Annotated in this window: 20 protein-coding genes and 2 pseudogenes; 10 read left to right on the top strand and 12 right to left on the bottom strand. The window is 74.1% G+C overall.

From position 1 onward, the window contains the following. Window positions 1–28 precede the first annotated feature (28 nt). The 5 genes from ACZ6EM_RS15775 to ACZ6EM_RS15755 form a co-directional block, all read right to left on the bottom strand. The gene (locus ACZ6EM_RS15775; RefSeq protein WP_401043431.1) at window positions 29–382 is read right to left on the bottom strand and encodes a DUF742 domain-containing protein; all 354 of its coding nucleotides are present in this window, start codon (window positions 380–382) and stop codon (window positions 29–31) included. Beyond that, complete coding sequence (locus tag ACZ6EM_RS15770) at window positions 379–810, bottom strand: roadblock/LC7 domain-containing protein (RefSeq protein ID WP_387685596.1); 432 nt, start codon at window positions 808–810, stop codon at window positions 379–381. The genes ACZ6EM_RS15775 and ACZ6EM_RS15770 overlap by 4 nt, the downstream gene beginning before the upstream one ends. After that, window positions 807–2747, bottom strand: a complete 1941-nt coding sequence (locus tag ACZ6EM_RS15765; RefSeq protein ID WP_465772557.1) for an ATP-binding protein — start codon at window positions 2745–2747, stop codon at window positions 807–809. The genes ACZ6EM_RS15770 and ACZ6EM_RS15765 overlap by 4 nt, the downstream gene beginning before the upstream one ends. Before the next feature lie 87 nt (window positions 2748–2834). Next, window positions 2835–3845 carry an MBL fold metallo-hydrolase gene (locus ACZ6EM_RS15760; protein ID WP_401043437.1) on the bottom strand — a complete coding sequence of 337 codons (1011 nt, stop codon included), beginning with the start codon at window positions 3843–3845 and terminating at the stop codon, window positions 2835–2837. Window positions 3846–4097: 252 nt separating this feature from the next. Then, on the bottom strand, window positions 4098–5057 hold the full coding sequence (locus ACZ6EM_RS15755) for a GNAT family N-acetyltransferase (protein ID WP_452178285.1): 960 nt from the start codon (window positions 5055–5057) through the stop codon (window positions 4098–4100). A 326-nt stretch (window positions 5058–5383) separates the two neighbouring features. Between ACZ6EM_RS15755 and ACZ6EM_RS15750 the strand changes: the two are divergent. The 4 genes and pseudogenes from ACZ6EM_RS15750 (at window position 5384) to ACZ6EM_RS15735 (ending at window position 9435) form a co-directional block, all read left to right on the top strand. After that, window positions 5384–6747 (top strand): annotated as a pseudogene (locus ACZ6EM_RS15750) (MbnB/TglH/ChrH family RiPP precursor modification enzyme). A 74-nt stretch (window positions 6748–6821) separates the two neighbouring features. Then, window positions 6822–7901, top strand: a complete 1080-nt coding sequence (locus ACZ6EM_RS15745; protein WP_465772556.1) for a TIGR04222 domain-containing membrane protein — start codon at window positions 6822–6824, stop codon at window positions 7899–7901. Window positions 7902–7993: 92 nt separating this feature from the next. Further along, window positions 7994–8776: a TIGR04222 domain-containing membrane protein gene (locus tag ACZ6EM_RS15740; protein WP_401043444.1), complete on the top strand. Its 783-nt coding sequence runs from the start codon at window positions 7994–7996 to the stop codon at window positions 8774–8776. Window positions 8777–8820: 44 nt separating this feature from the next. Continuing rightward, window positions 8821–9435: a hypothetical protein gene (locus tag ACZ6EM_RS15735; RefSeq protein WP_465772555.1), complete on the top strand. Its 615-nt coding sequence runs from the start codon at window positions 8821–8823 to the stop codon at window positions 9433–9435. Window positions 9436–9495: 60 nt separating this feature from the next. On the opposite strand, the gene hemQ is transcribed toward ACZ6EM_RS15735, so the two are convergent. From hemQ to ACZ6EM_RS15720, 3 genes and pseudogenes are all read right to left on the bottom strand, one after another. Beyond that, window positions 9496–10215, bottom strand: coding sequence for a hydrogen peroxide-dependent heme synthase (gene hemQ / locus ACZ6EM_RS15730; protein ID WP_359914362.1), 720 nt, complete (start codon window positions 10213–10215; stop codon window positions 9496–9498). Further along, window positions 10212–11642 (bottom strand): protoporphyrinogen oxidase, encoded by a 1431-nt coding sequence (hemG, locus tag ACZ6EM_RS15725; RefSeq protein ID WP_465772554.1) that lies wholly within the window; start codon window positions 11640–11642, stop codon window positions 10212–10214. The genes hemQ and hemG overlap by 4 nt, the downstream gene beginning before the upstream one ends. A 34-nt stretch (window positions 11643–11676) precedes the next feature. Then, window positions 11677–12023: pseudogene (locus tag ACZ6EM_RS15720) on the bottom strand (hypothetical protein). A 45-nt stretch (window positions 12024–12068) separates the two neighbouring features. On the opposite strand from ACZ6EM_RS15720, the gene ACZ6EM_RS15715 reads away from it, so the two are divergent. Further along, the gene (locus ACZ6EM_RS15715; RefSeq protein ID WP_359914356.1) at window positions 12069–12509 is read left to right on the top strand and encodes a 2-thiouracil desulfurase family protein; all 441 of its coding nucleotides are present in this window, start codon (window positions 12069–12071) and stop codon (window positions 12507–12509) included. Between the two features lie 36 nt (window positions 12510–12545). Here ACZ6EM_RS15715 and hemE read toward each other — a convergent pair whose 3' ends face one another. Then, the gene (gene hemE, locus ACZ6EM_RS15710) at window positions 12546–13559 is read right to left on the bottom strand and encodes a uroporphyrinogen decarboxylase (protein ID WP_359914397.1); all 1014 of its coding nucleotides are present in this window, start codon (window positions 13557–13559) and stop codon (window positions 12546–12548) included. Window positions 13560–13795: 236 nt separating this feature from the next. On the opposite strand from hemE, the gene ACZ6EM_RS15705 reads away from it, so the two are divergent. The 5 genes from ACZ6EM_RS15705 (at window position 13796) to ACZ6EM_RS15685 (ending at window position 20735) form a co-directional block, all read left to right on the top strand. Beyond that, window positions 13796–14458: a DUF3000 domain-containing protein gene (locus ACZ6EM_RS15705; RefSeq protein ID WP_452178291.1), complete on the top strand. Its 663-nt coding sequence runs from the start codon at window positions 13796–13798 to the stop codon at window positions 14456–14458. A 320-nt stretch (window positions 14459–14778) separates the two neighbouring features. Beyond that, entirely contained in the window at window positions 14779–15504 is a 726-nt protein-coding gene (locus ACZ6EM_RS15700; protein WP_465772553.1) for a LuxR C-terminal-related transcriptional regulator, read from the top strand. A gap of 277 nt (window positions 15505–15781) precedes the next feature. Then, window positions 15782–17026, top strand: a complete 1245-nt coding sequence (locus ACZ6EM_RS15695; protein ID WP_380551151.1) for an HRDC domain-containing protein — start codon at window positions 15782–15784, stop codon at window positions 17024–17026. Between the two features lie 314 nt (window positions 17027–17340). Then, entirely contained in the window at window positions 17341–18585 is a 1245-nt protein-coding gene (locus ACZ6EM_RS15690) for a thiolase family protein (RefSeq protein ID WP_465772552.1), read from the top strand. A 2-nt stretch (window positions 18586–18587) separates the two neighbouring features. Next, complete coding sequence (locus ACZ6EM_RS15685) at window positions 18588–20735, top strand: 3-hydroxyacyl-CoA dehydrogenase NAD-binding domain-containing protein (protein WP_401053072.1); 2148 nt, start codon at window positions 18588–18590, stop codon at window positions 20733–20735. 245 nt (window positions 20736–20980) lie between these two features. On the opposite strand, the gene ACZ6EM_RS15680 is transcribed toward ACZ6EM_RS15685, so the two are convergent. The 3 genes from ACZ6EM_RS15680 to ACZ6EM_RS15670 form a co-directional block, all read right to left on the bottom strand. Continuing rightward, window positions 20981–22507 (bottom strand): ArnT family glycosyltransferase, encoded by a 1527-nt coding sequence (locus tag ACZ6EM_RS15680; protein WP_401051071.1) that lies wholly within the window; start codon window positions 22505–22507, stop codon window positions 20981–20983. Window positions 22508–22656: 149 nt separating this feature from the next. Further along, window positions 22657–24564, bottom strand: a complete 1908-nt coding sequence (dxs, locus tag ACZ6EM_RS15675) for a 1-deoxy-D-xylulose-5-phosphate synthase (RefSeq protein WP_465772551.1) — start codon at window positions 24562–24564, stop codon at window positions 22657–22659. A gap of 343 nt (window positions 24565–24907) precedes the next feature. After that, window positions 24908–26086, bottom strand: a complete 1179-nt coding sequence (locus tag ACZ6EM_RS15670; protein ID WP_359910917.1) for an ROK family transcriptional regulator — start codon at window positions 26084–26086, stop codon at window positions 24908–24910. Window positions 26087–26177 lie beyond the last annotated feature (91 nt).

Raw genomic sequence — 26177 nt, 5'->3', positions numbered from 1 at the left:
GTCTTCCGGGTCCGGCCGGGCGGCCGGGTCACCGGAGCGCACGGAGTCCAACGAGGAGCCTCTCGACGATGGAGCGGTCGGTCTGCTGGGCGCGCGGGATCGGTGCGCGGGCGCGCAGGCAGCCCGACTCGACCAGATCGGCCGCGAGGAAGACGGTGGCACTGACCGGCAGGCGCAGGTGCGCGGCGGCCTCCACCACGGTCAGCGCGCCGGGGCGCAGCAGTTCCCAGAGCCGGCGGTGTTCGGGTTCGAGCGCGGCCGGCGGGTCGGCGCGGTCGGCGAACAGCACGGTCAGCCGCTCGAAGCCCTTGGTGCCGGGGCGGCTGCGGCCGCCGGTGGCCAGGTAGGCGGGCACCATCCGCCTGCGGGGGGCGGCGGTCATGACCGGCCGTCGTCGTCCTGCCGCCGGGTCGGGCTCGCGAGCGCGCGACCGAGGGCGGCGACCTGCAGCTGCATCTGGTAGGCCACGTTGCCGAGTTGGGCGTCCGGCGAGGTGAACACGGCGAGCGAGGTGTTCTCCCCGGCGGGCACCACGATGGCGTAGCCGAGGTCGGACTCCACCACGGTCTGGGCCAGCCTGGGGCGCTCGGCGTCGGTGAACGCGGCGGTGAAGGCCCGGGCGGCGGCGTGCACGGTGGCGGTCATCGCGGCGACCCGCTCGGCCGAGGCGCGCTCCAGGCCGCCCGAGGCGCCCTCGACCAGGCCGTCCCCGGTGGCGATGACCGCGTGCAGCACCCCCGGCAGCTCCAGCAACGGGGTCAGCACCCACGAGATCTCGTCGGTGGTGGTCGGGCTGGGCGTGCTGCTCACTGCTCGGCTCCTTCTAAGGTCTGACCGGTGCTCTGGTCACCGGGATCGTGGCCGACGGTGGTGTCGCCGGGGTCGTGGCCGACGGTGGTGCCGCCGGGGGCGGCGGGGGTGCCGGTCTCCTCGCGGGCGGCCCGGGCCACGGCGGCCCGGCCGGAGTCGGTGCCCTGCTGCAGCGCCTGCCAGTGGGCGGCGGCCTGCTCGGGGGTGCGGTCGGACGCCGGGGCGCGGTCGGATACCGGGGCGCGGTCGGACGCCGCGGCGCGAACGGGGACGGGCCTCGCGCCGGGCGGCTGCTCGGCGGCCAGCGGACGGCGGCGCCGCCGGGTGGGCAGGCCGGTGCCGTCGTCGGCCACGGGTGCGTCCGCCGCGGGCGCACCGGCCGTCGCGCCGTCCTTCGGGGTGACGCCGACCGGCATATCGCCGGCCGGCTCGTCACCCCCTGCCGTCGCGCCGTCCGTCCGGACGGCCGCCCGGCCGTCCGCGACCGGATCGGACGCCACCGGATCGGGCACCACCCGGATGGTCGGGGCCGGGTGCGGGCCCGGCTGGTTGTGGCGGTCGGCGAGCTGCGGGCCGTCCTGCTCGTCCGCGTCGCGCATCGGCGGGACGGCCGCGACGGTGGGCGCCGGGGCCGGCCCGGCGCCGGCCCGCAGCGGCAGCGGGGTGAGCACCGACAGCGGCTGCTCGTCGTCCACGACGGTCACCAGCGCGGCCGGGATGCGCAGGATGGTCCGCATGCCGCCGTACGGCGAGGGCTCGACGTGACAGGAGAAGCCGTACTGGCGGGCCAGCTTCCCGATCACCGCGAAGCCGGTCTTGGGCGGGTTGCCGAGCTCGGTGAGCAGCATGTCGGGCGGGCCGGCCAGCAGCCGGCGGGCGCGGCGCAGCTGGTCCTCGTCCATGCCGATGCCGCTGTCGTCGATGATCACCAGCGCGCCGCGGCCGCCCTGCTGGACGGTGACCGGGACGTCGGTCTCCGGGTGGGAGTAGGCGGTGGCGTTGGCGAGCAGCTCGGCGATGGTGACGGCGATCGGCTCGGCGGCCCGGGCGACCACGGCGAGGCGCTGCTCGCGCAGGTGGTTGGCGACCTTGATCCGGGCGTAGCCGGGCACCCGGGAGAGCGCGCCGACGACCACCTCGGCGAGCGGCGAGTCGGTGCGGGCCAGGCCCGGCCAGGCCTCGCAGAGCACCGCGATGGTCTGGATCCGGCGCAGCGCGACCTCGTTGCGGAAGTCGACCTCCAGCAGCCGGGGGTCGTCGTGCTCGTGCTGGAGCTGCTGGACCAGGCTCTGGATCTGGTACAGCAGGGTCTGGATCCGGGAGGTGGCGCCGCGCATGGCGGCGCGGGCGGCGGCGTCCACCCGCTCGCGCTCGTCGGCGAGGGCGGCGTGCGCGGCGTCCAGGACGGCCTGCAGCGCCCGGACCGCCTCGGGGCCGACGGCCTGCGGGTCCAGTGGGCCGACCAGTGGGGCGTTGCCGTGGGTGAGCCGTACGGCGGTGGCGGCGATCCGCTCCTGGGCGAGGTGGCCGATCTCGGCGAGCAGCGCGGTCGCCCGCGCCTCGGCGGCGGCGAGCGCGCTCTCGGCCCGCTCGGCCCGGTCGGTCGCGGCGGCGCCCTGCTGCAGGGCGTCCCGGACGGTGTCCTGCGCGTGCCGGGCCGCTTCCTGCGCCTCGCGGACGCTGTCCTCGGCGGCGCGGGTGCGCTCCTGCGCCCGCTGGGCCTCCTCGGCGGAGCATCGGGCGGCCTCCTGCGCCTCGCGCTGCTGCTGCTCGGCGCGGGCGAGCCTGCCCTCGGCGGCCCGGGTGCGCTCCTCGCTCCGGCCGAGCGCGGTCTCGGCGGCCGTCGCCCGGGCGACGGCCCCGGCCCGGCCGCGGGCGAGCACGGCCGCGGCCACGGCGGCGACCAGCGCCAGGACGATCAGCGCGATCTGCGTCATCGAAGTCCTCGGGGGGTGCTTGCGGGTGGGACCGGGTGATGCGGCCGGGCCTGCCGGGAGGGGCGCGTTCTGGGAGCGCGGGTGGGGTCAGTTCCCGACGGCGTGCGGGCGCGGGGAGCGGGCGGCGTCCTCGGCCAGTTCCCGGGCCACCAGGGCGACCTGGCCCATGGCCTCCAGGGCGCCGGGGGCCGCGGAGCCGTCCAGGTGCCGGTACTCGGCCGCGAGGGTGAGCACCAGGCGCTCGGGCAGGCCGAGTTCGGGGTGGCGCTGTTCGGCGATCACCCGCCGGGCGGCGTCCAGCGCGGGTATGCCGGCGGCGTGCAGGGCGTGGGCGCGCTCGCGGACGTAGGAGAGGTAGCCGATGTGCTCCCGGACGCCGTCGCGGTCGAGCACCGGGCCGTGGCCGGGCACGAAGATCTCCGCGCCGGTGGCGAGTGCCTGCTCGCAGGCGCCGATGACGTTCTCCAGCGGTCCGGCCCAGTGCGAGGGGTGGTCGCCGGGCTGCTCGGGCGTCGAGGAGAAGATCACGTCGCCGGTGAAGACCGCGCGCTGGTGCGGGAGGTGGACCATGAGGTCCCCACCCGTGTGGGCGGCGGGCAGGCTGGTGATCCGCACCGGGTAGCGGCCGACGGTCAGCTCCAGCTCGCCGGTGAAGACGGTGTCGGGGCGCACCGGCGCGGTGCCGGACCAGTCGAACTGCCCGAAGTGCTCCCTCAGGTAGCCGCCGAGCGGCGACTGCGGGTCGCTGTTGACGACCAGCGCGTGCTGCTGCTGCGGGGTGGGCTCCCAGTGGATGTGTTCCAGCGCCTCGCGGGTGGCGATCACCTCGGCGTCCGGCAGCACCCCGGCGCCCCACAGGTGGTCCCCGTTGGCGTGGGTGACGACCACTCGGTCGATCCCGACCCCGTCCGGCAGCAGCCGCCGGCTCGCGGCGAGGAACTCCCCGGCCATCGAGGGGTCGTACGGCGTGTCGATCCAGAGCGCGGTGGCCTCCGAGGCCAGCAGCCCGCAGTTGGCCAGGCCCCAGCCCCGCTTCGGCGGGAGCCACACGTACAGGTCCTCGGCAATCGCGCTCACGTTCGCACGGCTGATCGTCATGTGCGCGATTATGCCCATGTCGTGACAGGAGTGGAGCAAAACCATTACAGTTCAAGCCACTTCGCGCCCGAAGAAACCCGAGCTGTCCCGATTCGTCCCACGTGGTCTGGACCACATCTGGCCGAAGTGGCCCGTACCGGGCCCCGGTTGGGTCCGTACCGGGCCGGGGATCGGTCCGGGCCGGGCCGGGGATCGGTCCGGGCCGGGCCGGGGATCGGTCCGGGCCGGGCCGGGGATCGGTCCGGGGGAGCGTCAGATCTCCTGCTCCGCCGACCGCTCCAGCTGCTTGATCCCCTTGCGCTCCCCCGCACAGCGTTCGTAGCCGAGCCAGGCGTTGATCGCCAGCATCGGCCCGTTGGTCGTGTCGTTGCTGGTGTACGCGTGCCGGTAGCCGGCCGCCGCGGCGAGCCGCAGCGACTCCAGCTTGGCCAGCTTGCTCAGCCCCCGGCCGCGGAACTCCCGGCGGCAGGCGGTGAACGCGGACCAGTAGCGGTCCACGCCGTCGGTCTGCGCCATGCTGAAGGCGGCCGGCCGGCCGTCCACCACGGCGACGACGCTCAGCGCCGCGTCCCGGTCCGGCCTGGCCCAGTCGTTGCGCAGCCAGTCCTCGTACGTGAGGGCGTCCATCGGCACCTCGCTGCCGGGCTCGTCCGGGATCGCGTCCGCCTCGACCAGGAACACCGGGTACGGGTCGTCCGCCCAGTCGGCGGCCGGGCGCACCTCGACACCGGCCGGCCGTACGGGAGCGGGCGGCAGCGGCAGCGCGAGGTCCCGTCCGGCGAACTGCATGGTGCGCCCGATCCGGTAGCCCCGGGCGGTGGCGAAGACCTGCGAGGCGGGCTCGTCGTCCAGCCAGGTGTGCAGCTCCGTCACGCCGTGCCCGGTCAGGTGCCGCTCGGCCGCGGCCAGCAGGGCGGTGGCCGCGCCGCGCCGCCGGTACTCCGGCAGCACGCTGCCGTTGGCGTAGCCGACACCCGTGGTCGTCGTCCCGAGCACCACCCCGCAGCGCACCGCGCCGACCACCCGGCCGTCCAGTTCGGCGACGAAGGTGCGGAAGTGCTCCTCGGGGCTGGGCTGGGCGTTCAACCAGACCAGCGTCTCGGCGGAGAGCACCAGGTGTTCGCGCCCGGCCCGGTGGGCCGCGGCCACGGCCACGGCGTCCTCGGGGTGGAAGTCACGGATCGTCACGGAGGAGGAATTCGAGGAAGTCATGGATTCCCACGCTAGCCCGCAGGCCCGTCCGGCGCCTCCGGTTTTCCCGCCGGAAGGGCGCCCCACCTGCGCGGACGGCCCGGGCTCGGGACCAAAGTCCCTCACGGCCGGCACGACATGCTCAAATAATGCTCTGAGAAGACCGGGCGAGGCTTGGCAGCCACCCCGCCCGGGGACATTCTCAGCAGCACGGCCGCGCGGTTCCGGCGACGACGCCCGCACCGCTCGACGGCCCTCCCACCCGGCCCTCCGAAGGGGGCGAACCGATGATTTCCCCTGCCCTGGAACTGCCTGCCTCCGCCACCGCGAGCCGAGGAGCCGCACCCCTGGGAACCGCGCGCCGGGAGGCCGCGCCCCGTCTGGGCGTCGGCCTCGGCTGGCGCAGCGAGATCGACACCGTGGTCGAGAGCCGGACCGGCCTGGACTGGGTCGAGGTGGTCGCCGAGAACATCTGCGCCGACCACCTGCCCGAGTCCCTGACCGTGCTGCGCGGACGCGGCGTCACCGTCGTCCCGCACGGCGTCGGCCTCGGCCTCGGCGGCGCCGACCTGCCCGACCCCGGCCGCCTCGACCGGCTCGCCGAGGCCGCGCTGGCACTCGACTCCCCGCTGGTCAGCGAGCACCTGGCGTTCGTCCGGGCCGGTGGTCTGGAGGCCGGACACCTGCTGCCCGTCCCCCGGACCCGGGACTCGCTGCGGGTGATCGCCGAGAACGTCCGGATCGCCCAGGACCACCTGCCGGTGCCGCTCGCCCTGGAGAACATCGCCGCCCAGCTCGCCTGGCCGGACGACGAGTTCACCGAGGGCCAGTTCCTCGCCGAGCTCGTCGAGCGCACCGGCGTCCGGCTCCTGATCGACGTCGCCAACCTGCACACCAACCGGGTCAACCTCGGCATCGACCCGGCCGCCGAGCTCGACCGCCTGCCGCTGGAGGCGCTCGCCTACGTCCACGTCGCGGGCGGCACCCTGGTCGACGGCGTCTGGCACGACACCCACGCCCACCCCGTCACCGAACCGGTGCTGGAGGTGCTGGCCGAACTCTGCGCGCGGGTCGCCCCGCCCGGGGTGCTGCTGGAGCGGGACGCCAACTTCCCGCCGCCCAGCGAACTGGCCGGTGAACTGGACGCCATCCGCCGGGTGCTGGAGGGGAGCACCCGGCGATGAGCGACCTGACCAGAACGGCGCGGGAGAACACCGACCCGCGTCTCACCACCGACCACGACCCCGCCGGCCCGGGCCCCGCCGAGCAGGACCTCGCCGAGCAGGGCCCCGCCGAGCAGGACCTCGCCGCCGCCCGGCGGCGCCTGGCCCGGCGCCAGGAGGAGCTGCTGGCCGCCCTGGTGGCCGGCGGGCCCGTCCCGCCCGGCTTCGACGAGCGGCAGGTCCGCGCCCAGTCCACCGGCCTGGCCGCCAAGCGGCGGGACACCACCGCCAAGGTCGCCCCGGACCTGCCCCGGGCGCTCGGGGCGCAGTACGGGCCGCTCTTCCTCGGCTACGCCCGCTCCCACCCGCAGACCGGCGGCTACCGGGCCGACGCCCGGGCCTTCGCGCAGTGGGTGCTCACCGACGGCGGCCCGCTCGCCGACGACCACCGCCGGGCCCTGGAGCAGTGGCTCCACCCGGCACCCGTACGGCCACCGGGCCCGCTCGCGCGCCTGCGCCGGGCCCTGCGCCCGGCCCCGCGCCGCTAGCCGGCGGCCGGGCCGCCGGCGAACCCGGCGACACCTGATCCTGACGCACTGTCACCACCTCGGGGGAACAGCCCATGTGGCACAACAGCTACTTCATCGTCCCGGCCGTCCTGCTGGCGGCCGCCGCCCTGTACGCCGCCCGGACCCGGCAGCACATCGGCCGGGTCCGCTACGCCAAGGGCCTGCCCGGCCGCGGTCTGCCGCTGCTCGACACCGCGTTCCTGTCCGGCGGGCCGGGGCGGGTGTTCGACACCGCCGTGGTCCGGATGCACATGAGCGAGCAGGTCGTGATCAGCCGCTCCGGTCTGGTCACGCTCACCGGCTCCAAGCCGTACGACGCCGTCGACCAGGCGGTCCAGGACGCGGTCGGTCCGACCGGCAGCCGTCAACTCGGCTCGCTGCGCCACACCGTGATGCGCTCCGCCGCCGTCCAGGAGATCGGTGACCGGCTCGCCGACCGCGGCCTGCTGCGCCGCCCCGAGCGGCTGCGGCGGGCCCGCACCGCCCGTCGGCTGCTCTGGCTCGCGCTGCTGCTCGTGGTGGCCTCCGCGGTGGCCTCCCTGCTGCTCGACGACGGCGCCGCCGGCCACGACCGCCCGAACCTCTGGGTCCCGGGCCTCCTGCTGTTCGGGGGCCTCACCGCGCTGCTCGCCACCGCGCCGGTCAAGGGCCGGATCACCCCGGCCGGGCAGCGCCAGCTCTCCCTGATGCAGGGCACCCCGTGGAAGCCCAACGCCGGGATGCCGCCCCGGCTGGCCGGCGGCGCGCTGCTGGGCGCGCTCGCGCTCGGCGGCCTGGCCGCCGCCGGGCTGGACAACCCGGAGCTGGAGGCCGCGATGCTGACCGCGTCGGCCGAGGAGGAGGCCGTACGGCAGGCGGTCGCCGCGAACGCCTCCTCGTCGTCCTCGTCGTCCTCGTCCTCGTCGTCGGCCTCCTCGTGCTCCTCCGGTTCCTCCGGCACCGACGGCGGCTCCGCGGCCTGGTGCGGGTCCTCCGACTCCGGTTCCTCCGGCTCCGGCTGCGGCTCGTCCAGCTGCGGCTCCTCCTCGTCGAGCTGCGGCTCCTCCTCGTCGAGCTGCGGGTCCTCCTCCAGCTGCGGATCCTCGTCCTCCTCCAGCTGCGGGTCGAGCTGTGGCGGCGGCTGCGGCTCCTGAGACCCTCCGGGCGCGCCGCCGGACGTCACAGTTCGGTATCGCGGACCGGGAAGACGTTCCGCCCGCCGTCGACGCAGGCATACAACAAGCCCATGTGGTTGCTGTTCCTCATACCGGCCTGTGTCGCGGCGGTCCTGTCCTGCCTCCGACTGGTCCGGATGACCGCCACCGCCGACGCCCTGGCCGACCAGGCCGGCCTGCGGCCCCCCGAAGCCGTCGGCATCGGCCTGTACGAGACCGCCTACCTGGCCGGCGGCCCGGACCGGGTGGTCGAACTCGCCCTCGTCCTGATGACCGGCCGCGGGCGGCTGCACCTGGCGCACACCGGCTGGACCACCGTGGTCGACCCCAGGGGCCGCAGCCGCCTGGAGCGGGCGGTCATCGCCACCGTCGGCCCCGAGGTCCAGTGCCGGACCGACGAGCTGCGCCGGGCGATGGCCGAGCACCCCACCGTGCTGGAGATCGGCGCCCGGCTCACCCTGGCGGGCCTGGCCACCCCGGCCCTGGTGCAGCGCAACACCGTGGTGGTGGTCCGGCAGGTCCGGCACGCGCTGCTGCTGACGCTGGTCCTGCTGGCCGCCTCGCTGGCCCTCGGCGGCTTCACCGGGGGTGACACCCTCGCCCCGCTCGCCTGGTTCTCCCTGCCGGTGGCGCTCACCTCGGGCACCCTGCTGATGGCCCGGGTGGACGTCTACCCGTACACCCGCTGGGCCTCCCCGATCGGCCAGGAGGTCCTGCGCGAGGTCCGTCCGACCCGCCAGCGCGGCCTGGCCGACGACGAGGAGCGCGAACTGCTCACCGCCGTCGCCATGAACGGCCCGGCCGTCCTGCCCGACGCCCGGCTCCGCGCCGCCCTGCGCCCGCACCGGACCTGAAAACCGGCTGCACCGACCGCTGCGACCAGGGCAGACTCCCACCCATGGACACACCCGACCCCGCCGAGCGGGGCCCCGCCGACCGCGCCCCGGACTCGCCGGCCCTCGGCCGGAAGGGCCTCGCGACGCTGGAGCGCGCCCGCTTCGAGGGCCGCCCGGTCCGGCTGCGCCGCTCCATCCCGGGCGCGGACCGGCTGGAGGGCTTCGTCCTCGGCACCGGCCCGGTCTGGACCCTGCTCGCCACCTGCACCGACCACCGCCTCGACGGCTGGAGCGCCGTCCGCACCGCCGACCTGCACAAGGTCCGCGACCGGGGCGGCCCCGAGAGCCTGACCGTACGGGTGCTGCGCCGCCGCGGTCTGTGGCCGGTCCGCCCGCCCGGCACCGACCTGCCGCTGGACGACCTGCCCGGCCTGCTCACCGCCGCCTGCGCCGAGTACGGTCTGATCGCCCTGCACACCGAGCGCCGCGACCCCGGCGCCTGCTGGGTCGGTACGGTCACCGCGCTGCGGCCCGCCTCGCTGCGGCTGCACGAGGTCGACCCCGAGGCGCGCTGGTACCCGGAGCCGACGAAGTTCCGTTTCGAGGACGTCACCCGGGTCGACCTCGGCGACCACTACACCTCCGTGCTGCGCGAGTTCGCCGGGCCGCGCCCGTAGCGACGCCGGAGGCCGGCTCCCCGTCGGGGAACCGGCCTCCGGGAGGAACCGCGGGAACCGTCAGACCAGGCCGTTCAGCAGCTCGCTGACCGGCTTGCGCCGACCGGTGAAGAACGGCACCTCCTCGCGGACGTGCAGCCGGGCCCGGGAGGGGCGCAGATCGCGCATCAGGTCGACGATCCGGTGCAGCTCGTCCGCTTCGAAGGCGAGCAGCCACTCGTAGTCGCCGAGCGCGAACGAGGCCACCGTGTTGGCCCGCACGTCCGGGTAGCCGCGCGCCATCTGGCCGTGCTCGGCGAGCATCGCGCGCCGCTCGGCGTCCGGCAGCAGGTACCACTCGTAGGAGCGGACGAACGGGTACACGCAGACGTAGTCGCGCGGGCGCTCGTCGGCCAGGAAGGCCGGGATGTGCGACTTGTTGAACTCGGCCGGGCGGTGCAGCGCCATGTTCGACCAGACCGGCTCCAGCAGCCGGCCGAGGCCGGTGCGGCGGAAGCGGTTGTACGCCTCCTGGAGGTCGTCCGAGTCGGCGGCGTGCCACCAGACCAGGATGTCGGCGTCCGCGCGCAGACCGGAGACGTCGTACGTGCCGCGCACGGTCACGTCCTTGGCGGCCAGCTGGGCGAACAGCTCGTCCACCTCGGCGGCCAGCGCGGTGCGGTCCTCGGGCAGGGCGCCCTTGAGCTTGAACACCGACCACATCGTGTAGCGGATGACCTGGTTCAGGTCGCGCGCCTTCTTCTTCTCGGGCTGCTGCTCCCGCTCAACGCTCTCAGTCATGCGCCCATTGTCCTCTCCGTGGAGCCTTCCCCGGTCGCCGGGGTCAACAGTCTGTCGACGGCGGCCGCCGCGGCGGCCGCCGAACCGATGCACGCCGGAATGCCCACCCCGTCGTACGCGGCGCCGCACAGCGCCAGCGCGCCCACCCGCGCCACCTGGGCCCGCACCCGGGCCACCCGGTCCAGGTGCCCCACCGGGTACTGCGGCAGACCGGCCGTGAAGCGGGAGACGAAGGTGTCGTACGGCCGGGCGGTCAGCCCGATCGCCTCCTCCAGGTCCGCCAGCGAGCGCGCCACCAGCTCCTCGTCCGGCAGCCCCAGCGCCTCCTCCTCGCGGTACCGGCCCAGCGAGGTGCGCAGCAGGAACGCGTCCGGCGCGGAACGCTCCAGCCAGCCCCACTTGTTGGAGGAGAAGGTCGAGGCCTTGATCCGCCGCCCGTCCACCGGCGGCACCAGGAAGCCGCTGCCGCCGGGCGGCTCGGCCAGGTCGGCGCGGCGGAAGGCCAGGGTCACCAGGGCCATGCCCGCGTACTCGACGGCGTCCAGGTCGGTGGCGGCCGCCGGGACGTCCTCGCGCAGCAGTCGGGCCGCGACGGGGGCCGGGACGGCCAGCACCACGGCGTCCGCGTGCAGCACCTCGCCGCCGGCCACCACCCGCCAGCCGTCGGGGGTGCGGCGCAGCTCGTCCACCGGGGCGTCGGTGCGCAGGTCCACCCCCGCCTTGACGCAGGCCGCGGCGACCGCGCCGGGCAGGGTGCCGAGGCCGCCGCGCAGGCCCTGGAACACCGGGGTGCCGGCCACCTTCGGCCGGGAGGCCAGCTCGTGCACCCCCTCGACCAGCGAGCCGCCGCCGCGCGCGATCGACAGCAGCTGCGGGACGGCGGCGCGCAGCGAGATCTCCTCGGCGCGGCCGGCGTAGACGCCGCCGAGCAGCGGCTCGACCAGCCGGTCCACGACCTCCTGGCCCAGCCGGTCGGCGACGTAGCGGCCGATCGCGACGTCCTCGCCGATCTCGCCGGGCCGCTCGTTCCGGGCCCGCTCCAGCCCCTCGTCGGTCAGCACGCCGGAGGCGGCCAGCGCCTCCAGGTCACCGGGGACGCCCATCACCTGCCCGCCGGGCAGCGGCCGCAGCGCGCCGCGGGTCCAGATCGCGGCCTTCGCGGTGGTCGGCGGCTCCAGCTCCTCGCCGAGCCCGACCGCCCGTGCCAGGTCCACCGCCTCCGGCCGCCGGGCCAGCACCGACTCGGCCCCGAGGTCCACCCGGACCCCACCGACCTCTCCGCCCCACAGCTTCCCGCCGATCCGCCCGGACGCCTCCAGCAGCGTGACCCGCGCCCGCGCGGCCCCCCCGGCGGCACCGCTCAGGAAAGCGGCCGCGGCCAGCCCCGCGATCCCACCACCGACGACGACGACCTGTGCATCCGACATGCCCCGCAGTCTCGCAGGTCTTTACGCCGGACCCTCAATCCCCTGCACGCCGGAGGTCGATCGCGATCGGGAACGGCACCGGGCGTTCCAGTCTGCCGCGGAGGATTCCGGCGGGTGCGTACGAAGCGGTCACCTGGTCCAGCTCGTAGACGTGCACGACCGGCAGGCCGTCGTCCTCCTCCTCGACGATCCAGTAGTGCGGGATTCCGGCCTCGGCGTACTTGCGGAACTTGACGCCGCGATCGCGGTGCTCCGGCCCCGGAAGACCAGTGCGCCGTCGATCAGCTCGATGTGCTTGGGCGCGTCGGGCAGGTGGTCGAGGTCCTCGGCGTACCAGCCCTCGGCCCGCGGCGGACTCATCCATTCCGGCAGCTCGTCCATGGGTGTCACATCATCGGAAATGCCATGTCCCGTAGGCTGCTTCGCATGGAACCGATCATGGTGAGTGCGTGTCTGGCCGGGATCCCCTGTCGGTACGACGGGCGGGCGAAGACCTCCGACGACGCCGTGCGGCTGGTCGAGCGGGGGCGGGCCGTGGTGGTGTGCCCGGAGGGGGCGGGCGGGTTGCCGACGCCGCGGCCGCCGGCGGAGATCGTGGGCGGGGACGGCGCGGACGTGCTGGACGGGCGGGCCCGGGTGGTGGACGCGACCGGGGCGGACTGCACCGCGGAGTTCCTGGCCGGCGCCCGGGCGGCGCTCGCCGCCGCCGAGGAGGCGGGGGCCCGGCGGGCGGTGCTGATGGCGCGCAGCCCGTCCTGCGGCTGCGGGCAGGTGTACGACGGGTCGTTCACCGGGGAGCTGCGCCCCGGCGACGGGGTGACGGCGGCGCTGCTGCGCCGGGCCGGGATCGAGGTCACGGCCGGGTAGCGGGCCCCGGAGCGGCAGGGGCCCGCCACCGGGAGGTCAGCGCGCGCTGGCCTCGTGGACGAAGGCGACGAGGCGGCTGAGCGCGTCCGGGTCCATGGACGGCAGCACGCCGTGGCCGAGGTTGAAGATGTGGCCGCTGGTGCCGAGCGCCTCGGCGGCCCGCAGCACCTCGGCGGCCTTGGTCTCCACCACCGCGGTGGGCGCGTACAGCACCGCCGGGTCGAGGTTGCCCTGCAGGCCCTTGCCCGGGCCGACCCGCTCGGCGGCGACGTTCAGCGGCACCCGCCAGTCGACGCCGACGATGTCCGCGCCGGCCTGGCCCATCAGGCCGAGCAGTTCGCCGGTGCCGACACCGAAGTGGATCCGCGGCACGCCGTACTCGGCGACGGCGTCGAAGACCTTGGTGCTGGACGGCATCACCGAGCGGCGGTAGTCGTCCGGCGCGAGCGCGCCGACCCAGGAGTCGAACAGCTGGACGGCCGAGGCGCCGGCCTCGATCTGGACCTTGAGGAAGGCCGAGGTGATGTCCGCGAGCCGGTCCACCAGGGCGGCCCACAGCTCGGGCTGCCCGTACATCATGGCCTTGGTGTTCTCGTGGTTCTTGGACGGCCCGCCCTCGATCAGGTAGCTGGCCAGCGTGTACGGCGCCCCGGCGAAGCCGATCAGCGGGGTCTCGCCGAGCTCGTCCACCAGCAGGCCGACGGCCTCGGTGATGTAGGGGACGTCGTCCGGCTCCAGCGGGCGCAGCCGCTTCAGGTCCTCGACGGTGCGGATCGGGTCGGCGATGACGGGGCCGATGCCGGGCTTGATGTCGACGTCGATGCCGACGGCCTTGAGCGGCACCACGATGTCGCTGAAGAAGATCGCCGCGTCCACCTTGTGCCGGCGCACCGGCTGGAGGGTGATCTCCTTGACCAGCTCGGGCCGCATGCAGGACTCCAGCATGGGGATGCCCTCGCGGACCTTCAGGTACTCGGGCAGCGAGCGGCCGGCCTGGCGCATGAACCACACCGGCGTGTGCGGCACGGGCTCGTGCCGGCAGGCGCGCAGGAACGCGGAGTCGTGCGCGGCGCCGCGACGCCGGGGGGTGGTCTGGCCGCCGTGGGTGGGCGCCGTGGTGTCTGCCGTTGTCTCGCTCACGCGTCAAATCTTCGCACGCGTGCCGGGCCCGGTTTCCCGGCCGGTCTCGTCGGTTCCTCCAAGATCTGTCCGGGTTTGCCGTTCCGGCACGCCGCTGGGAGAGAAGTTGCGGCGATAACCCCGTTCTTCGACCTAGTCTTCGGGGCATGGCAGCGGTCGGAGGGCACCCCGCACAGGGTGGCGGAGCAGGTGGCGGAGCGGGGCACGAGGGGGTGCCGAGCGAGTTCCGGGCGGCCGTGGCGGCCCTGGACGGGGCCCGGCTGCGGCCCGAGGTGCAGCTCTCCCCCGCGCCGGCGCCGCGCCGGCTCGCCCCGTACTCGTTCGCGGTGACCGCCTCGGTCGAGATCGACGGCGAGGAGCTGGCGGACGGCCGGCTGGTGCTGCTGTACGACCCGGCCGGGCAGGAGGCCTGGAACGGCGAGTTCCGGGTGGTCACGATGACCCGGGCCGAGCTGGAGCCGGAGATGGCGGGCGACCCGATGGTCTCCGAGGTCGGCTGGTCCTGGCTGCTGGACACCCTGCAGGCGAACGGCGCCGGGTACGCGGAGCCGTCCGGCACGGTGAGCCTGGCCTCCTCCCAGTACTTCGGCGGCCTGGCGGACCGCCCGTCCTCGACCGAGATCGAGATCCGGGCCTCCTGGACCCCTGCCGACGGCCGCTTCGAGCGGCACCTGGCGGCCTGGGCGGACCTGCTGTGCGTCAGCGCCGGCCTGCCGCCGACCGCCCCGGCCCCGCAGGGGCCCGCCGAGGTTCCTTCACTCGGTGGAGTGGTCCCGATGCCGGCCCGGCGACGCCCCCGGTCGCACTGACGGGTGGTGTGCGGGCCCGACGGCGCCCGGGGGCCGGACGCCACCCCCAGGGCTGACGGAGTGTGACTTCGGACCCGCTCTTCGTCAATTCACCGGTCGACACCGACCGATCGACACCGAATCTGATCGATTTTGTGCGAATACCGGGCATGTCGCATCAATCATTTGCGCGATTTGTCCGTATTGTTACTCACTAGATCGTGATCTTTCGCTAAAGCCGGGCACGGTTGCTGCCGAAGCAGACTGTGACCCTTTCCGAACGCGGAACACTCCGACCGCCCCCATCGGGGTTCCGTCCGCCACTCCCCGCAGGAGGCCTGGTGTCGGTCCTTCTTGAGCACCCCGCAAACGTGGTCGCCTACCGGCCGACCAAGCCCACCGCCATGGTGGTCATCGCCGATCCCCGTGTCCGAAACACCGTCACCCGCCATCTGTGGGCACTCGGCGTCCGCGACGTGATCGAGGTGTCCTCCATCGCCGAGGCCCGCCCCCGGGTCTCCACACCCCGCGACATCTGCGTCGCCGACGTGCACCTCCCGGACGGCTCCGGGCTGACCATCCTCGCCGAGACCCGCGCCGCGGGCTGGCCCAACGGCCTGGCACTGTCCGCCGCCGACGACATCGGCGCGGTCCGCAGCGCGCTGGCCGGCGGTGTCAAGGGATACGTGGTGACCGGTACCCGGACGAACGTCGCGATGCCGGGCCGCCCCGGGATGCCGCTTGGCGCCGCCGGGCTGGCCGGCCGGATGCGCCGCCCCGGGATGCCTGGCATGCCGGGCGCGGCCGGTGCTCCGGGCGCCCCCGGAGCGCCCGGTGCGCCGGGCGCGCCGGGCGCGCAGCAGGCCGCCTACCGCGAGCTCTCCGGCCGCGAGGTCGAGGTGCTGCGACTGGTCGCCGAGGGACAGTCCAACAAGGCGATCGGCGTGGCGATGGGCCTGTCGGCGCTCACCGTCAAGAGCCACCTCGCCCGGATCGCCCGCAAGCTGGGCACCGGCGACCGCGCCGGAATGGTCGCGGTCGCGCTGCGCACCGGCATCATCCACTGAGCCGGGCGCTCCGGACCGCTGCGGCGGCCGAGGAGGAACGTTCCTCCTCGGCCGCCGCCGTGCGGCCCCCGGCCTCCCGGCGCGCGCCGCCCGCCCGGGGACGGGCGGGCGGCCGGGCCTTCGCACCGTCCCCCCGTGTCACCCCCACGGCGCCCCCGCGAAGCCCCGTACGGCCCCCGCGCGGTCCTGTGCCGCCCGCCCCGCGATCCCTCGGCGATCAACAGTCTGACCAGTCCGACAACACTCCCGGCCGTGAGGACCGTCGTACCCTTGGGGGGTGACCGACGCCGTAGCAGCCATCCCAGAAGAAGCAGCCCCGGTCCCGCTCCTCGAACCGAAGGACGGGATCCCACCCGTGGTGGCGGACGACCGGGCGCTGGCCGCCGTCGTCGCCGCCTTCGCCGGGGGCACCGGACCGGTGGCCGTCGATGCCGAACGGGCCTCCGGCTACCGCTACGGGCAGCGCGCCTACCTCATCCAGCTGCGCCGCGAGGGTTCCGGCTCCGCCCTGATCGACCCGATCGCCTGCCCGGACCTCAGTGCGCTCGGCCGGGCCGTCGAGGACGCCGAATGGGTGGTCCACGCGGCCAGCCAGGACCTGCCCTGCCTCGCCGAGGTCGGCATGAGACCCCGGCGCCTCTTCGACACCGAGCTGGCCGGGCGGATCGCCGGCTTCGCCCGGGTCGGCCTCGGGCCGATGACCGAGAACGTGCTCGGGCTGAGCCTCGCCAAGGAGCACTCCGCGGTCGACTGGTCCACCCGCCCGCTGCCCGAGCCGTGGCTGCGCTACGCCGCTCTGGACGTCGAGGTGCTGGTCGAGCTGCGCGACGCACTCGAACGGGAGCTGGACGCCCAGGGCAAGCTCGGCTGGGCGATGGAGGAGTTCGCCTCGATCGCCGCCGCGCCCCGCCCGGCCCCGCGCACCGACCCGTGGCGCCGCACCTCCCAGCTGCACAAGGTCCGCCGCCGCCGTCAGCTGGCCGTGGTGCGCGAGATGTGGCTCGCCCGCGACCGGATGGCGCAGGACCGCGACGTCTCCCCCGGCCGGGTGCTCGCGGACGCGGCGATCGTCAACGCCGCACTGGCCATGCCGCTGAACATCGCCTCCCTGCAGGCCGTCCAGGGCTTCGGCCCCCGGGTGCACCGGCGCCAGCTGGAGCAGTGGCTGGCGGCCGTGCAGCGCGGCCGGGAGATCCCGGAGAACCTGCTGCCGCCGGCCACCGCGCCGCACGAGGGACCGCCGCCGCCGCGGGCCTGGGCCGAGAAGGACCCGGTGGCCGCCGCCCGGCTCTCCGGCGCGCGCAGCGCGATCAGCGAGCTGGCCGAGCGCCACCACCTGCCGGCCGAGAACCTGATCACCCCGGACCTGGTCCGGCGGGTCTCCTGGCAGCCGCCGGCCGACCCGGGCCCGGAGGGCGTGGCCGCCGCACTGCGCGGGCTCGGCGCCCGGCAGTGGCAGGTGGACCTGGTGGCGCCGGCGGTGGCCGCCGCCTTCGCCGCGGCGGTCGTCGCCCAGGACTGATCACGGCGCGGAGCCGGTCGGGGCCCGGGGCCGACGGCCGACGGCCGCGCGGGGCCGGTCGCGGTCCGGGCCGATCCGGCAACACGGGAAGGGGATGTCGTCCGTACGGGCGACATCCCCTTCGTCGTCCCCGGGAACCGGCGCTCCTGGTCGGACGGCCGGGGAACGTGTCGGGAGACACATGGTCAGATCCCTCCGAGGGGCCTGGGCAGGTTGGTTACCGGCGGGTAGCATGGCCGTGATGCGGCGCCGCTCGGGTCTTCGACGGCGGCAGCCCGCCCACCTAAATGTTGGTCCCTGGGAGGAGAGCCCCCGTGCCTCGTACCGCGAGGGACGTCGTCTTCGTCGATGGCGTCCGCACCCCGTTCGGCAAGGCCGGCCCGAAGGGCATCTACCACGAGACGCGCGCCGACGACCTGGTCGTCAAGTGCATCCGGGAGCTCGTGCGCCGTAACCCGAACCTGCCCGTCGAGCGCATCGACGAGGTCGCCGTCGCGGCCACCACGCAGATCGGCGACCAGGGTCTGACCATCGGGCGCACCGCCGCCCTGCTGTCCGGCCTGCCGAAGTCCGTGCCCGGCTACTCGATCGACCGCATGTGCGCCGGCGCGCTGACCGCCGTGACCGCCACCGCGGGCGGCATCGCCTTCGGCGCGTACGACGTGGTCGTGGCCGGCGGCGTCGAGCACATGGGCCGCCACCCCATGGGCGAGGGCGTCGACCCGAACCCGCGCTTCGTCTCCGAGAAGCTGGTCGACGAGTCCGCCCTGTTCATGGGCATGACCGCGGAGAACCTGCACGACCGGTTCCCGCACCTGACCAAGGAGCGCTGCGACGCCTACGCCGTGCGCTCGCAGGAGAAGGCCGCCAAGGCGTACGCCAACGGCGACATCCAGCCCGACCTGGTGCCGATCACGATCCGCAACACCAAGCCCGAGGTCGGCGAGACCGGCTGGGGCCTGGCCACCGTGGACGAGCCGATGCGCCCGGGCACCACGATGGAGAACCTGGCGGGCCTCAAGACCCCGTTCCGCCCGCACGGCAACATCACCGCGGGCAACTCGGCCGGTCTGAACGACGGCGCCACCGCCTCGCTGCTGGCCGCCGAGGACGTCGCCGAGGAGCTCGGCCTCCCGGTGAAGATGCGCCTGGTCTCGTTCGCCTTCGCGGGCGTCGAGCCCGAGGTCATGGGTGTCGGCCCGGTGCCGGCCACCGAGAAGGCGCTGGCCAAGGCCGGTCTGACCATCGACGACATCCAGGCCTTCGAGGTCAACGAGGCCTTCGCCGTCCAGGTCCTGGCCTTCCTGGACCACTTCGGCATCGCGGACGACGACGAGCGGGTCAACCCGTACGGCGGCGCGATCGCCTTCGGCCACCCGCTGGCCTCCTCCGGCGTGCGCCTGATGAACCAGCTGGCCCGCCGCTTCGAGCAGCGCCCGGAGGTCCGCTACGGCCTCACCACGATGTGCATCGGCTTCGGCATGGGCGGCACGATCATCTGGGAGAACCCGCATTGGAGCGGAGCGGAAACGTCGTCTCAGGTCGAGGGTGGTAAGTGACCATGGCCAACACCACTGAGCTGCTGACCCGCGGCGCCGAGCTCTTCCCGGGCGAGGTCGTCACGACCGCGCACGTCCGCCACCTCGACCTGCCGCTGCAGGCCGGCCGGCTGGCCCTGATCACCCTGGACAACGGCTTCGACCACACCAAGCCGACCACCTTCGGCCCGGGCTCGCTGCTCAAGCTGAACGAGGCGCTGGACCAGGTCGAGGCCGAGGCCGCCGAGGGCACGATCGTCGGTGCCGCGATCACCGGCAAGCCGTTCATCTTCGCGGTCGGCGCCGACCTCAAGGGCGTCGAGCTGCTCACGGAGCACGCGGACGCGCTGGCCATCGGCAAGGGCGGCCACGACGTCTTCAAGCGGATCGCCTCGCTGCCCGTCCCCACCTTCGCCTTCTACAACGGCGCGGCGATGGGCGGCGGCGTCGAGGTCGGCCTGCACTGCGACTACCGCACGGTGTCGGCGGGCGTCCCGGCCTTCTCGCTGCCCGAGGTCTTCCTCGGCCTCGTCCCCGGCTGGGGCGGCTGCACCATCCTGCCGAACCTGGTGGGTGCCGGTAAGGCCGTCAAGGTCGTCATCGAGAACTCGATGAACCAGAACAAGCAGCTCAAGGGCAAGGACGTGTTCGAGCTGGGGATCGCCGACGCGATCTTCGAGCCGGCCGACTTCCTGGAGCAGTCGCTGCTCTGGGCCGCCAAGGTCCTCAAGGGCGACGTCGTCGTCGAGCGCGAGGCGATCGACCGCGGCAAGGCCTGGGACGACGCCGTCCTCTGGGGCCGCATGGTCGCCGACGGCAAGGTGCACGGCGCCGCTCCGGCCGCGTACCGGGCGCTGGACATCATCGCCGCCGCCAAGGACTTCGACCTCGCCGACAAGGCGAGCCTGCAGGCCGGCTTCGACGCCGAGGACACGGCCCTGGCCGACCTCATCATGAGCGGCGAGCTGCGCAGCGGCATCTACGCCTTCAACCTGGTGCAGCGCCGGGCCAAGCGCCCGGTCGGCGCGCCGGACAGGTCGCTGGCCCGCCCGGTCACCAAGGTCGGCGTCGTCGGCGCCGGTCTGATGGCCTCGCAGCTGGCGCTGCTGTTCGCCCGCCGTCTGGAGGTGCCGGTGGTCCTCACCGACATCGACCAGGCGCGCGTCGACAAGGGCGTCGGCTACGTCCACGCCGAGATCGACAAGCTGCTCGGCAAGGGCCGGATCAGCCAGGACAAGGCCAACCGCCTCAAGGGCCTGGTCTCCGGCTCGCTGGACAAGGCCGCCGCCTTCGGCGACGCGGACTTCGTCATCGAGGCCGTGTTCGAGGAGATGGGCGTCAAGCAGGCCGTCTTCGCGGACCTGGAGAACGTGGTCTCGCCGACCTGCGTGCTGGCGACCAACACCTCCTCGCTGTCGGTCACCGAGATGGCCTCGAAGCTGAAGCACCCCGAGCGGGTCGTTGGCTTCCACTTCTTCAACCCGGTCGCGATCCTGCCGCTGCTGGAGATCGTCCGCGGCGACAGGACCGACGACGCCGCGCTGGCCACCGCCTTCGCCGTGTCGAAGAAGCTGAAGAAGACCTCGGTGCTCTGCAAGGACGCCCCGGCGTTCGTGGTGAACCGGATCCTGACCCGCTTCATGGGCGAGATCCAGGGCATCATCGACGAGGGCACCCCGATCGCCGACGTCGAGAAGGCCGTCGAGCCGCTCGGCCTGCCGATGTCCCCGATCGTGCTGCTGGAGCTGGTCGGCCCGGCCATCGCCCTGCACGTCTCGGAGACCCTGCACGGCGCCTTCCCGGAGCGGTTCACCGTCTCCGAGAACCTCGCCAAGGTGGTCAAGGCCGGCAAGCGCGGCTTCTACACCTGGACGGACGGGCAGCAGGTCCTCGACCCCGAGGTGCTGGAGCTGCTGTCCTTCGGCGACTCGGTGCTCACCGAGGAGCAGGTCCGCGCCCGCGCCCTGGAGGCCGTGGCGCAGGAGATCGGTCTGATGCTGGAGGAGGGTGTCGTCGCCGAGGCGCAGGACATCGACCTCTGCATGATCACCGGTGCCGGCTGGCCCTTCCACCTGGGCGGGATCACCCCGTACCTGGACCGTGAGGGCGTCTCGGAGCGGGTGAACGGCAAGACCTTCCTCGCCCCCGGCGTGGCCTCGGTGCCCGCCTAGGCACGGCCCGTACCCGGAACACGGAGGAGCCCCGGTGACCAGTGGTCACCGGGGCTCCTCGGTGTGTACGGGGTTGCCGCCCGAGCACGGGCTGTGTACGGGGTCGCCGCCGGAACGTGGGCTGTGCACGGCGCCGCCGTCGGAAGGGGTGTGTACGGCGTTGCCGCGCGGAAGTGTGTTTACGGCGTTGCCGCGCGGAACGGGTGTGGACGGCGCTGCCGCCCGCCGGCCCGGACGCGGGCGTCTCAGTGCTTGAGGCGGTAGACCACGGTGTCGGCGAAGACGCCGACCATCTCGTAGTGGGTGTCCAGCAGGTTCTCCATCCGGGGGATCATGACCGGCTGGTACGGGGCGATGCCGGAGTCGTCGACCACGACCTCGGGCAGGCCGTTGGCGAGGTCCTTGTCGAAGGTCTGCCAGGCGTTGGCGACGCTGAACTGCTCGCCGACGTTCTGGTTGCCGTCCTTGCCGCCGCTGTAGTTGGTGAGGAAGCCCGCGGTCAGGTAGCGGGTGGCGGGCTTGCGGTCGGCCAGCCAGTACAGCTCGGGGTGCATGCCCCAGACCAGCACGGTGTCCTTCGGGGTGGTCTGGGCGGCGACGGCGGTGGCGACCTCGGTGGTGCGGTTGAGGCCCTCCCCCGGCCAGGCCAGCGCCAGGCTCCAGAACACCGTGGCGGCGACTGTGGTGTACGCCAGGACGGGCTTCCAGCGGATCGCGGAGGTGGCGATCGCCCCGGTGCCCAGCAGCACCAGCGGCGGCATCAGCTGGAGGTAGTAGTGGCCGAAGAAGTGGAAGCCCACGCTGACCGCGACCACCGAGGAGAGCAGCCAGACCCACAGGTCGGTGGTCGAGCCGTGCTCCTCGCCGGCCACCGGCAGCGGGCGGTGGCGGTACTTGAGCCAGAGCCTGCGCCCGACCGGGAGCAGGAAGCCCAGGCCGGCCCCGACCAGGATGGCCGAGTTGCCGAGGGCCCGGCCGAGCATCTGGAGCCAGGCGCCGCCGAAGGAGGCGTAGTCGCCGCTGCCGGTGACCACCCAGAAGAGGAAGCCCTTGGGCTTGGTGAGGATCACCGCGACCAGCGCTATCGGCAGGGTGAAGCCGAACCCGATCTTGAACAGCGCGGGCGGCCAGCGCACCCCGCGCCGGCGGGTGTCCTGGAAGAGCATCCAGAGCACCGGCAGCAGCACCGCGCCGCCGGTCTGCTTGGTCAGTGAGCACAGGGCGACCGCGATGCCCGCGGCCAGCCAGCGGCGCCGTTCGGCGTACCGGAAGGCGGCCACCATGGCGGGCAGCATGAAGACCTCGAAGGTCGCCGCCTGGGTGTCCTCCGGGGAGAGCCCGATGGAGACCAGCAGGTAGAGCAGTCCGGCCCCGGCCCCGGCCCGGTTGCCCCAGCGGCCGCGGGCGATCGAGGCCAGCAGGATCGCCGTGACCAGGTGGGCCACCACCGCCAGGGTGCGCAGCGGCCAGAGCGAGGCGGAGCCGAAGACCGCGAAGCAGGCCTGGTAGAGCCAGGGCAGCAGCGGGGGCTTGCGGTCCACCACGGTGTCGTACAGCACGCCGCCGTCCGCCAGCATCCGGGCCTGGGTCGCCAGGAAGCCCTCGTCCGGGCTCCAGACGGGCCGGGCGAAGGAGGGGATGTGGGTGAGCAGCGCGACCAGCGCGAGCACCGGCACCAGCCTGGTCCAGTACCCGGTCAGCAGACGGGTACGGACGCGCTCGGGCAGGCGCTCGGCCAGTCCGGTGAGGCGGAGGCGGGTGGGGGTCGGCACGGATGACAACCTACCGGGCGGGATCGGCGCCGATGGCGCCGGTCCCGCCTTTCAGTGCGATTGTCAGCTTGTTCCGTGACGAACTGTTACGGAGTTACGACAAATGGTCGTCAACGGAACGGGGGCCGCTCCGCCCGGACGGCCTCCGGTCAGGCCTCGACCGGCGCCGCGTCCAGCTTGGCGACCAGCGCCGTCACCTTTCGGGCGATGTCCGGGGCGTTCAGGCCGATCTCGGCCAGGATCTCGGCCCGGCTGGCGTGGTCCAGGAACTCCTGCGGGATGCCGAAGTCGCGCACCGGCAGGTCCACGTCCGCGTCCCGCAGCGCCTGCGCCACGGCCGCGCCGACGCCGCCCACCCGGCCGTTGTCCTCGATGGTGACGACCACCCGGTGCTCGGCCGCCAGGCCCGGCAGGGCCCGGTCCACCGGCTTGACCCAGCGCGGGTCCACCACGGTGGCGGTGATGCCCCGGGCGGCCAGCAGGTCGGCGACCTCCAGGCTGGTGGGGGCCATCGCACCGACCGAGACGATCAGCACGTCGGCGCGGTGGGCGCCGGAGGGCTCCTCGGCGGCGCGCAGCACGTCCATGCCGCCGATCCGGCCGACCGCGGGGACGGCCGGGCCGACCGTGCCCTTGGAGTAGCGGACCACGGTCGGGGCGTCCTTGACCTCGACGGCCTCGCGCAGCTGGGCGCGGACCTGCTCGGCGTCGCGCGGGGCGGCCAGCCGCAGGGACGGGATGAGCTGCAGCATCGACATGTCCCACATGCCGTTGTGCGAGGCCCCGTCGTCACCGGTGACGCCGGCCCGGTCCAGGACGAAGGTGACGCCCAGCCTGTGCAGGGCGACGTCCATCAGCACCTGGTCGAAGGCCCGGTTGAGGAAGGTCGCGTAGACCGCGAACACCGGGTGCAGGCCGTTGGTGGCCAGGCCGGCCGCGCTGGTGACGGCGTGCTGCTCGGCGATGCCGACGTCGAAGATGCGGTCCGGGAAGGCCTCGGCGAACAGGGCCAGGCCCACCGGGTGGAGCATGGCGGCGGTGATGCCGACGATGTCCTCGCGCTCGTGGCCGAGCGCGACCATCTCCTCGGCGAAGACCGAGGTCCAGCTCCGCCCGCCGCCGCTCTGGATCGGCAGGCCGGTCTCCGGGTGGATCTTGCCGACCGCGTGGAAGCGGTCCTCGTCGTTGTTCTCGGCGGCGTGGTAGCCGCGGCCCTTCTCGGTGAGGCAGTGCACGATCACCGGGCCGCCGAAGCCGCGCGCCTTGGTCAGCGCGGACTCCAGGGCGGTCATGTCGTGGCCGTCGATCGGGCCGATGTACTTGAGGCCGAGGTCCTCGAACATGCCCTGCGGGGCGATGAAGTCCTTGAGGCCCTTCTTGGCGCCGTGCAGCGTCTCGAACAGCTGCTGGCCGACCACCGGGGTGCGCTGGAGCGCGTCCTTGCCCCAGGACAGGAACCGCTCGTAGCCCTGGGTGGTGCGCAGGGTGGCGAGGTGGTTGGCCAGGCCGCCGATGGTCGGCGAGTACGAGCGCTCGTTGTCGTTGACGACGATGACGAGCGGGCGGTCCTCGGCGTCGGCGATGTTGTTCAGCGCCTCCCAGGCCATGCCGCCGGTGAGCGCGCCGTCACCGATGACGGCGACGACCGGGTCGTTCTTGCCCAGGATCTGGTTGGCCTTGGCCAGGCCGTCGGCGTAGGAGAGGACGGTGGAGGCGTGCGAGTTCTCGATCACGTCGTGCTCGGACTCGGTGCGGGACGGGTAGCCGGACAGGCCGCCCTTCATCCGCAGCCGGGAGAAGTCCTGGCGGCCGGTGAGCAGCTTGTGGACGTAGCTCTGGTGGCCGGTGTCGAAGAGGATGCGGTCGCGCGGCGAGTCGAAGACCCGGTGCAGCGCGATGGTCAGCTCCACCACGCCGAGGTTGGGCCCGAGGTGGCCACCCGTCTTGGAGACCTCGGTCACCAGGAAGGTCCGGATCTCCTGGGCCAGTGCGGCCAGCTGTCCGGGCGTGAGCCGGTCGAGATCGCGCGGTCCCCGAATGCGGGTCAGCAGGGCCACCCGTTCCTCCTCGTTCAGTGTTCGCGGACCACGGAAAGTCCGACGGGCGTCGCTGCCCGGTCCGGTGCCACGCCGGCGGTCCCGGCCGGGGCCGACCGGTCGAGTCTAATGTCCGCCTCCCGGACGCCGAGCGGCGCGCCCGGTGCCACCGCTCGTTACCGCCATTCCGGGAGGTCGGGCGGGGGAGGCGGGTCATGCCGGATTGACGCACTGGCGTTCGACCATGCTTATCCGGGCGGAGTCGACCGTCCGGGACGGGACGTTCGGGACGGGACGTTCAGGACGCCCCCGTCTGCGGTGCGCCGGCCGCGGTGCGCCGGCCGCGGTGCGCCGACCGGCGGCGTCAGGCGCGGCCGAGCGCGCCGGACTCCCCCATCTCGCTCATCACCAGGGCCAGCGCCCCGAGCACCTCGGCCCGGCCGCCGAGCGTGCCGGGGACGACCGAGAGCTGCCGGGCGGCGCTCGGGATCGCGTAGCGGGCCACCGAGTCGCGGATCGGGGCGAGCACCAGCTCGCCGGCCTCGGCGAGGTCCCCGCCGAGGATCACCCGGCGCGGGTTGAGCAGGTTGCACAGGGTGGCGACGCCGGTGCCGATCTGCCGGCCCGCGTCGGCGATCACCCGGCGGCAGCCGAGGTCGCCCTGCTGGGCCAGCTCGACCACCCGGGGCAGGCTGAGGTCCGGGCCGAGGGTGGGGACGAGCAGCGAGAGCAGGTAGCGGGAACCGACGAAGGTCTCCAGGCAGCCGCGGTTGCCGCAGCGGCAGACCGGCCCGGCCTCGTCCAGGGTGATGTGCCCGATCTCACCCGCGGTGCCGCCCGGCCCGCGGTAGATCTGCCCGTTCACCACCAGCCCGGCGCCGACGCCGCTGGCGACCTTGATGTAGGCGAGGTCGCTCAGCCCGCGGCCGGCGCCCCAGACCAGCTCGCCGAGCGCGCCCAGGTTGGCGTCGTTGTCCACGTGCACCGGCATGCCGAGCCGCTCGGTCAGCTCCCGGCCCGGGGCGATGCCCGTCCAGCCGGGCAGGATCGCGGTGGAGCCGAGCGCGCCGGTCTCCACGTCGATGGGGCCGGGCACGCCGAGGCCGACGCCGATCACCTTGTCGGGGCGGAACCCGGCCTGCGCCAGCAGTCGCTCGACCATCGCCTCGGCGCGGTCGAAGCCCTGCTGGGCGGAGACGTCGACGTCGATCGGGGCGCTCTCCTCGGCCAGCACCCGGTGGGCCAGGTTGCCGACCGCGACGCGCAGGTGGGTGTGGCCGAAGTCGATGCCGACCACGATGCCGGCGTCCCCGCTGAGCGAGACGCTGCGCGCGCGGCGGCCGCCGGAGGAGGTGTCGGCGACCACGACGGTGCCGCTCTCCTTCAACTCCCGCACGATGTTGGACACGGTGGCCGCGGACAGTCCGGTGCCGCGGGCGATCTCGGCCTGGGTCAGCGAGCCGGCCATCCGCACCGCGCGGAGCACCCGTTCCAGGTTCGCCCGGTGCAGCGACGACTGCGAGCCCGGTGTGTCCGTCGACATGATCCACCCTCCCAGGGCGGGGACCCCTCCGCCGGGCGTCCCCTTCAACTCCTGAAGGGTACGGCCCGGGGCCCGGGCAGGGGTCCCGGCC

The organism is Kitasatospora sp. NPDC041917, assembly GCF_055589745.1.
The sequence above is the reverse complement of the archived record's forward strand: the minus strand, read 5'-3'. Positions and strand labels throughout refer to the sequence as shown.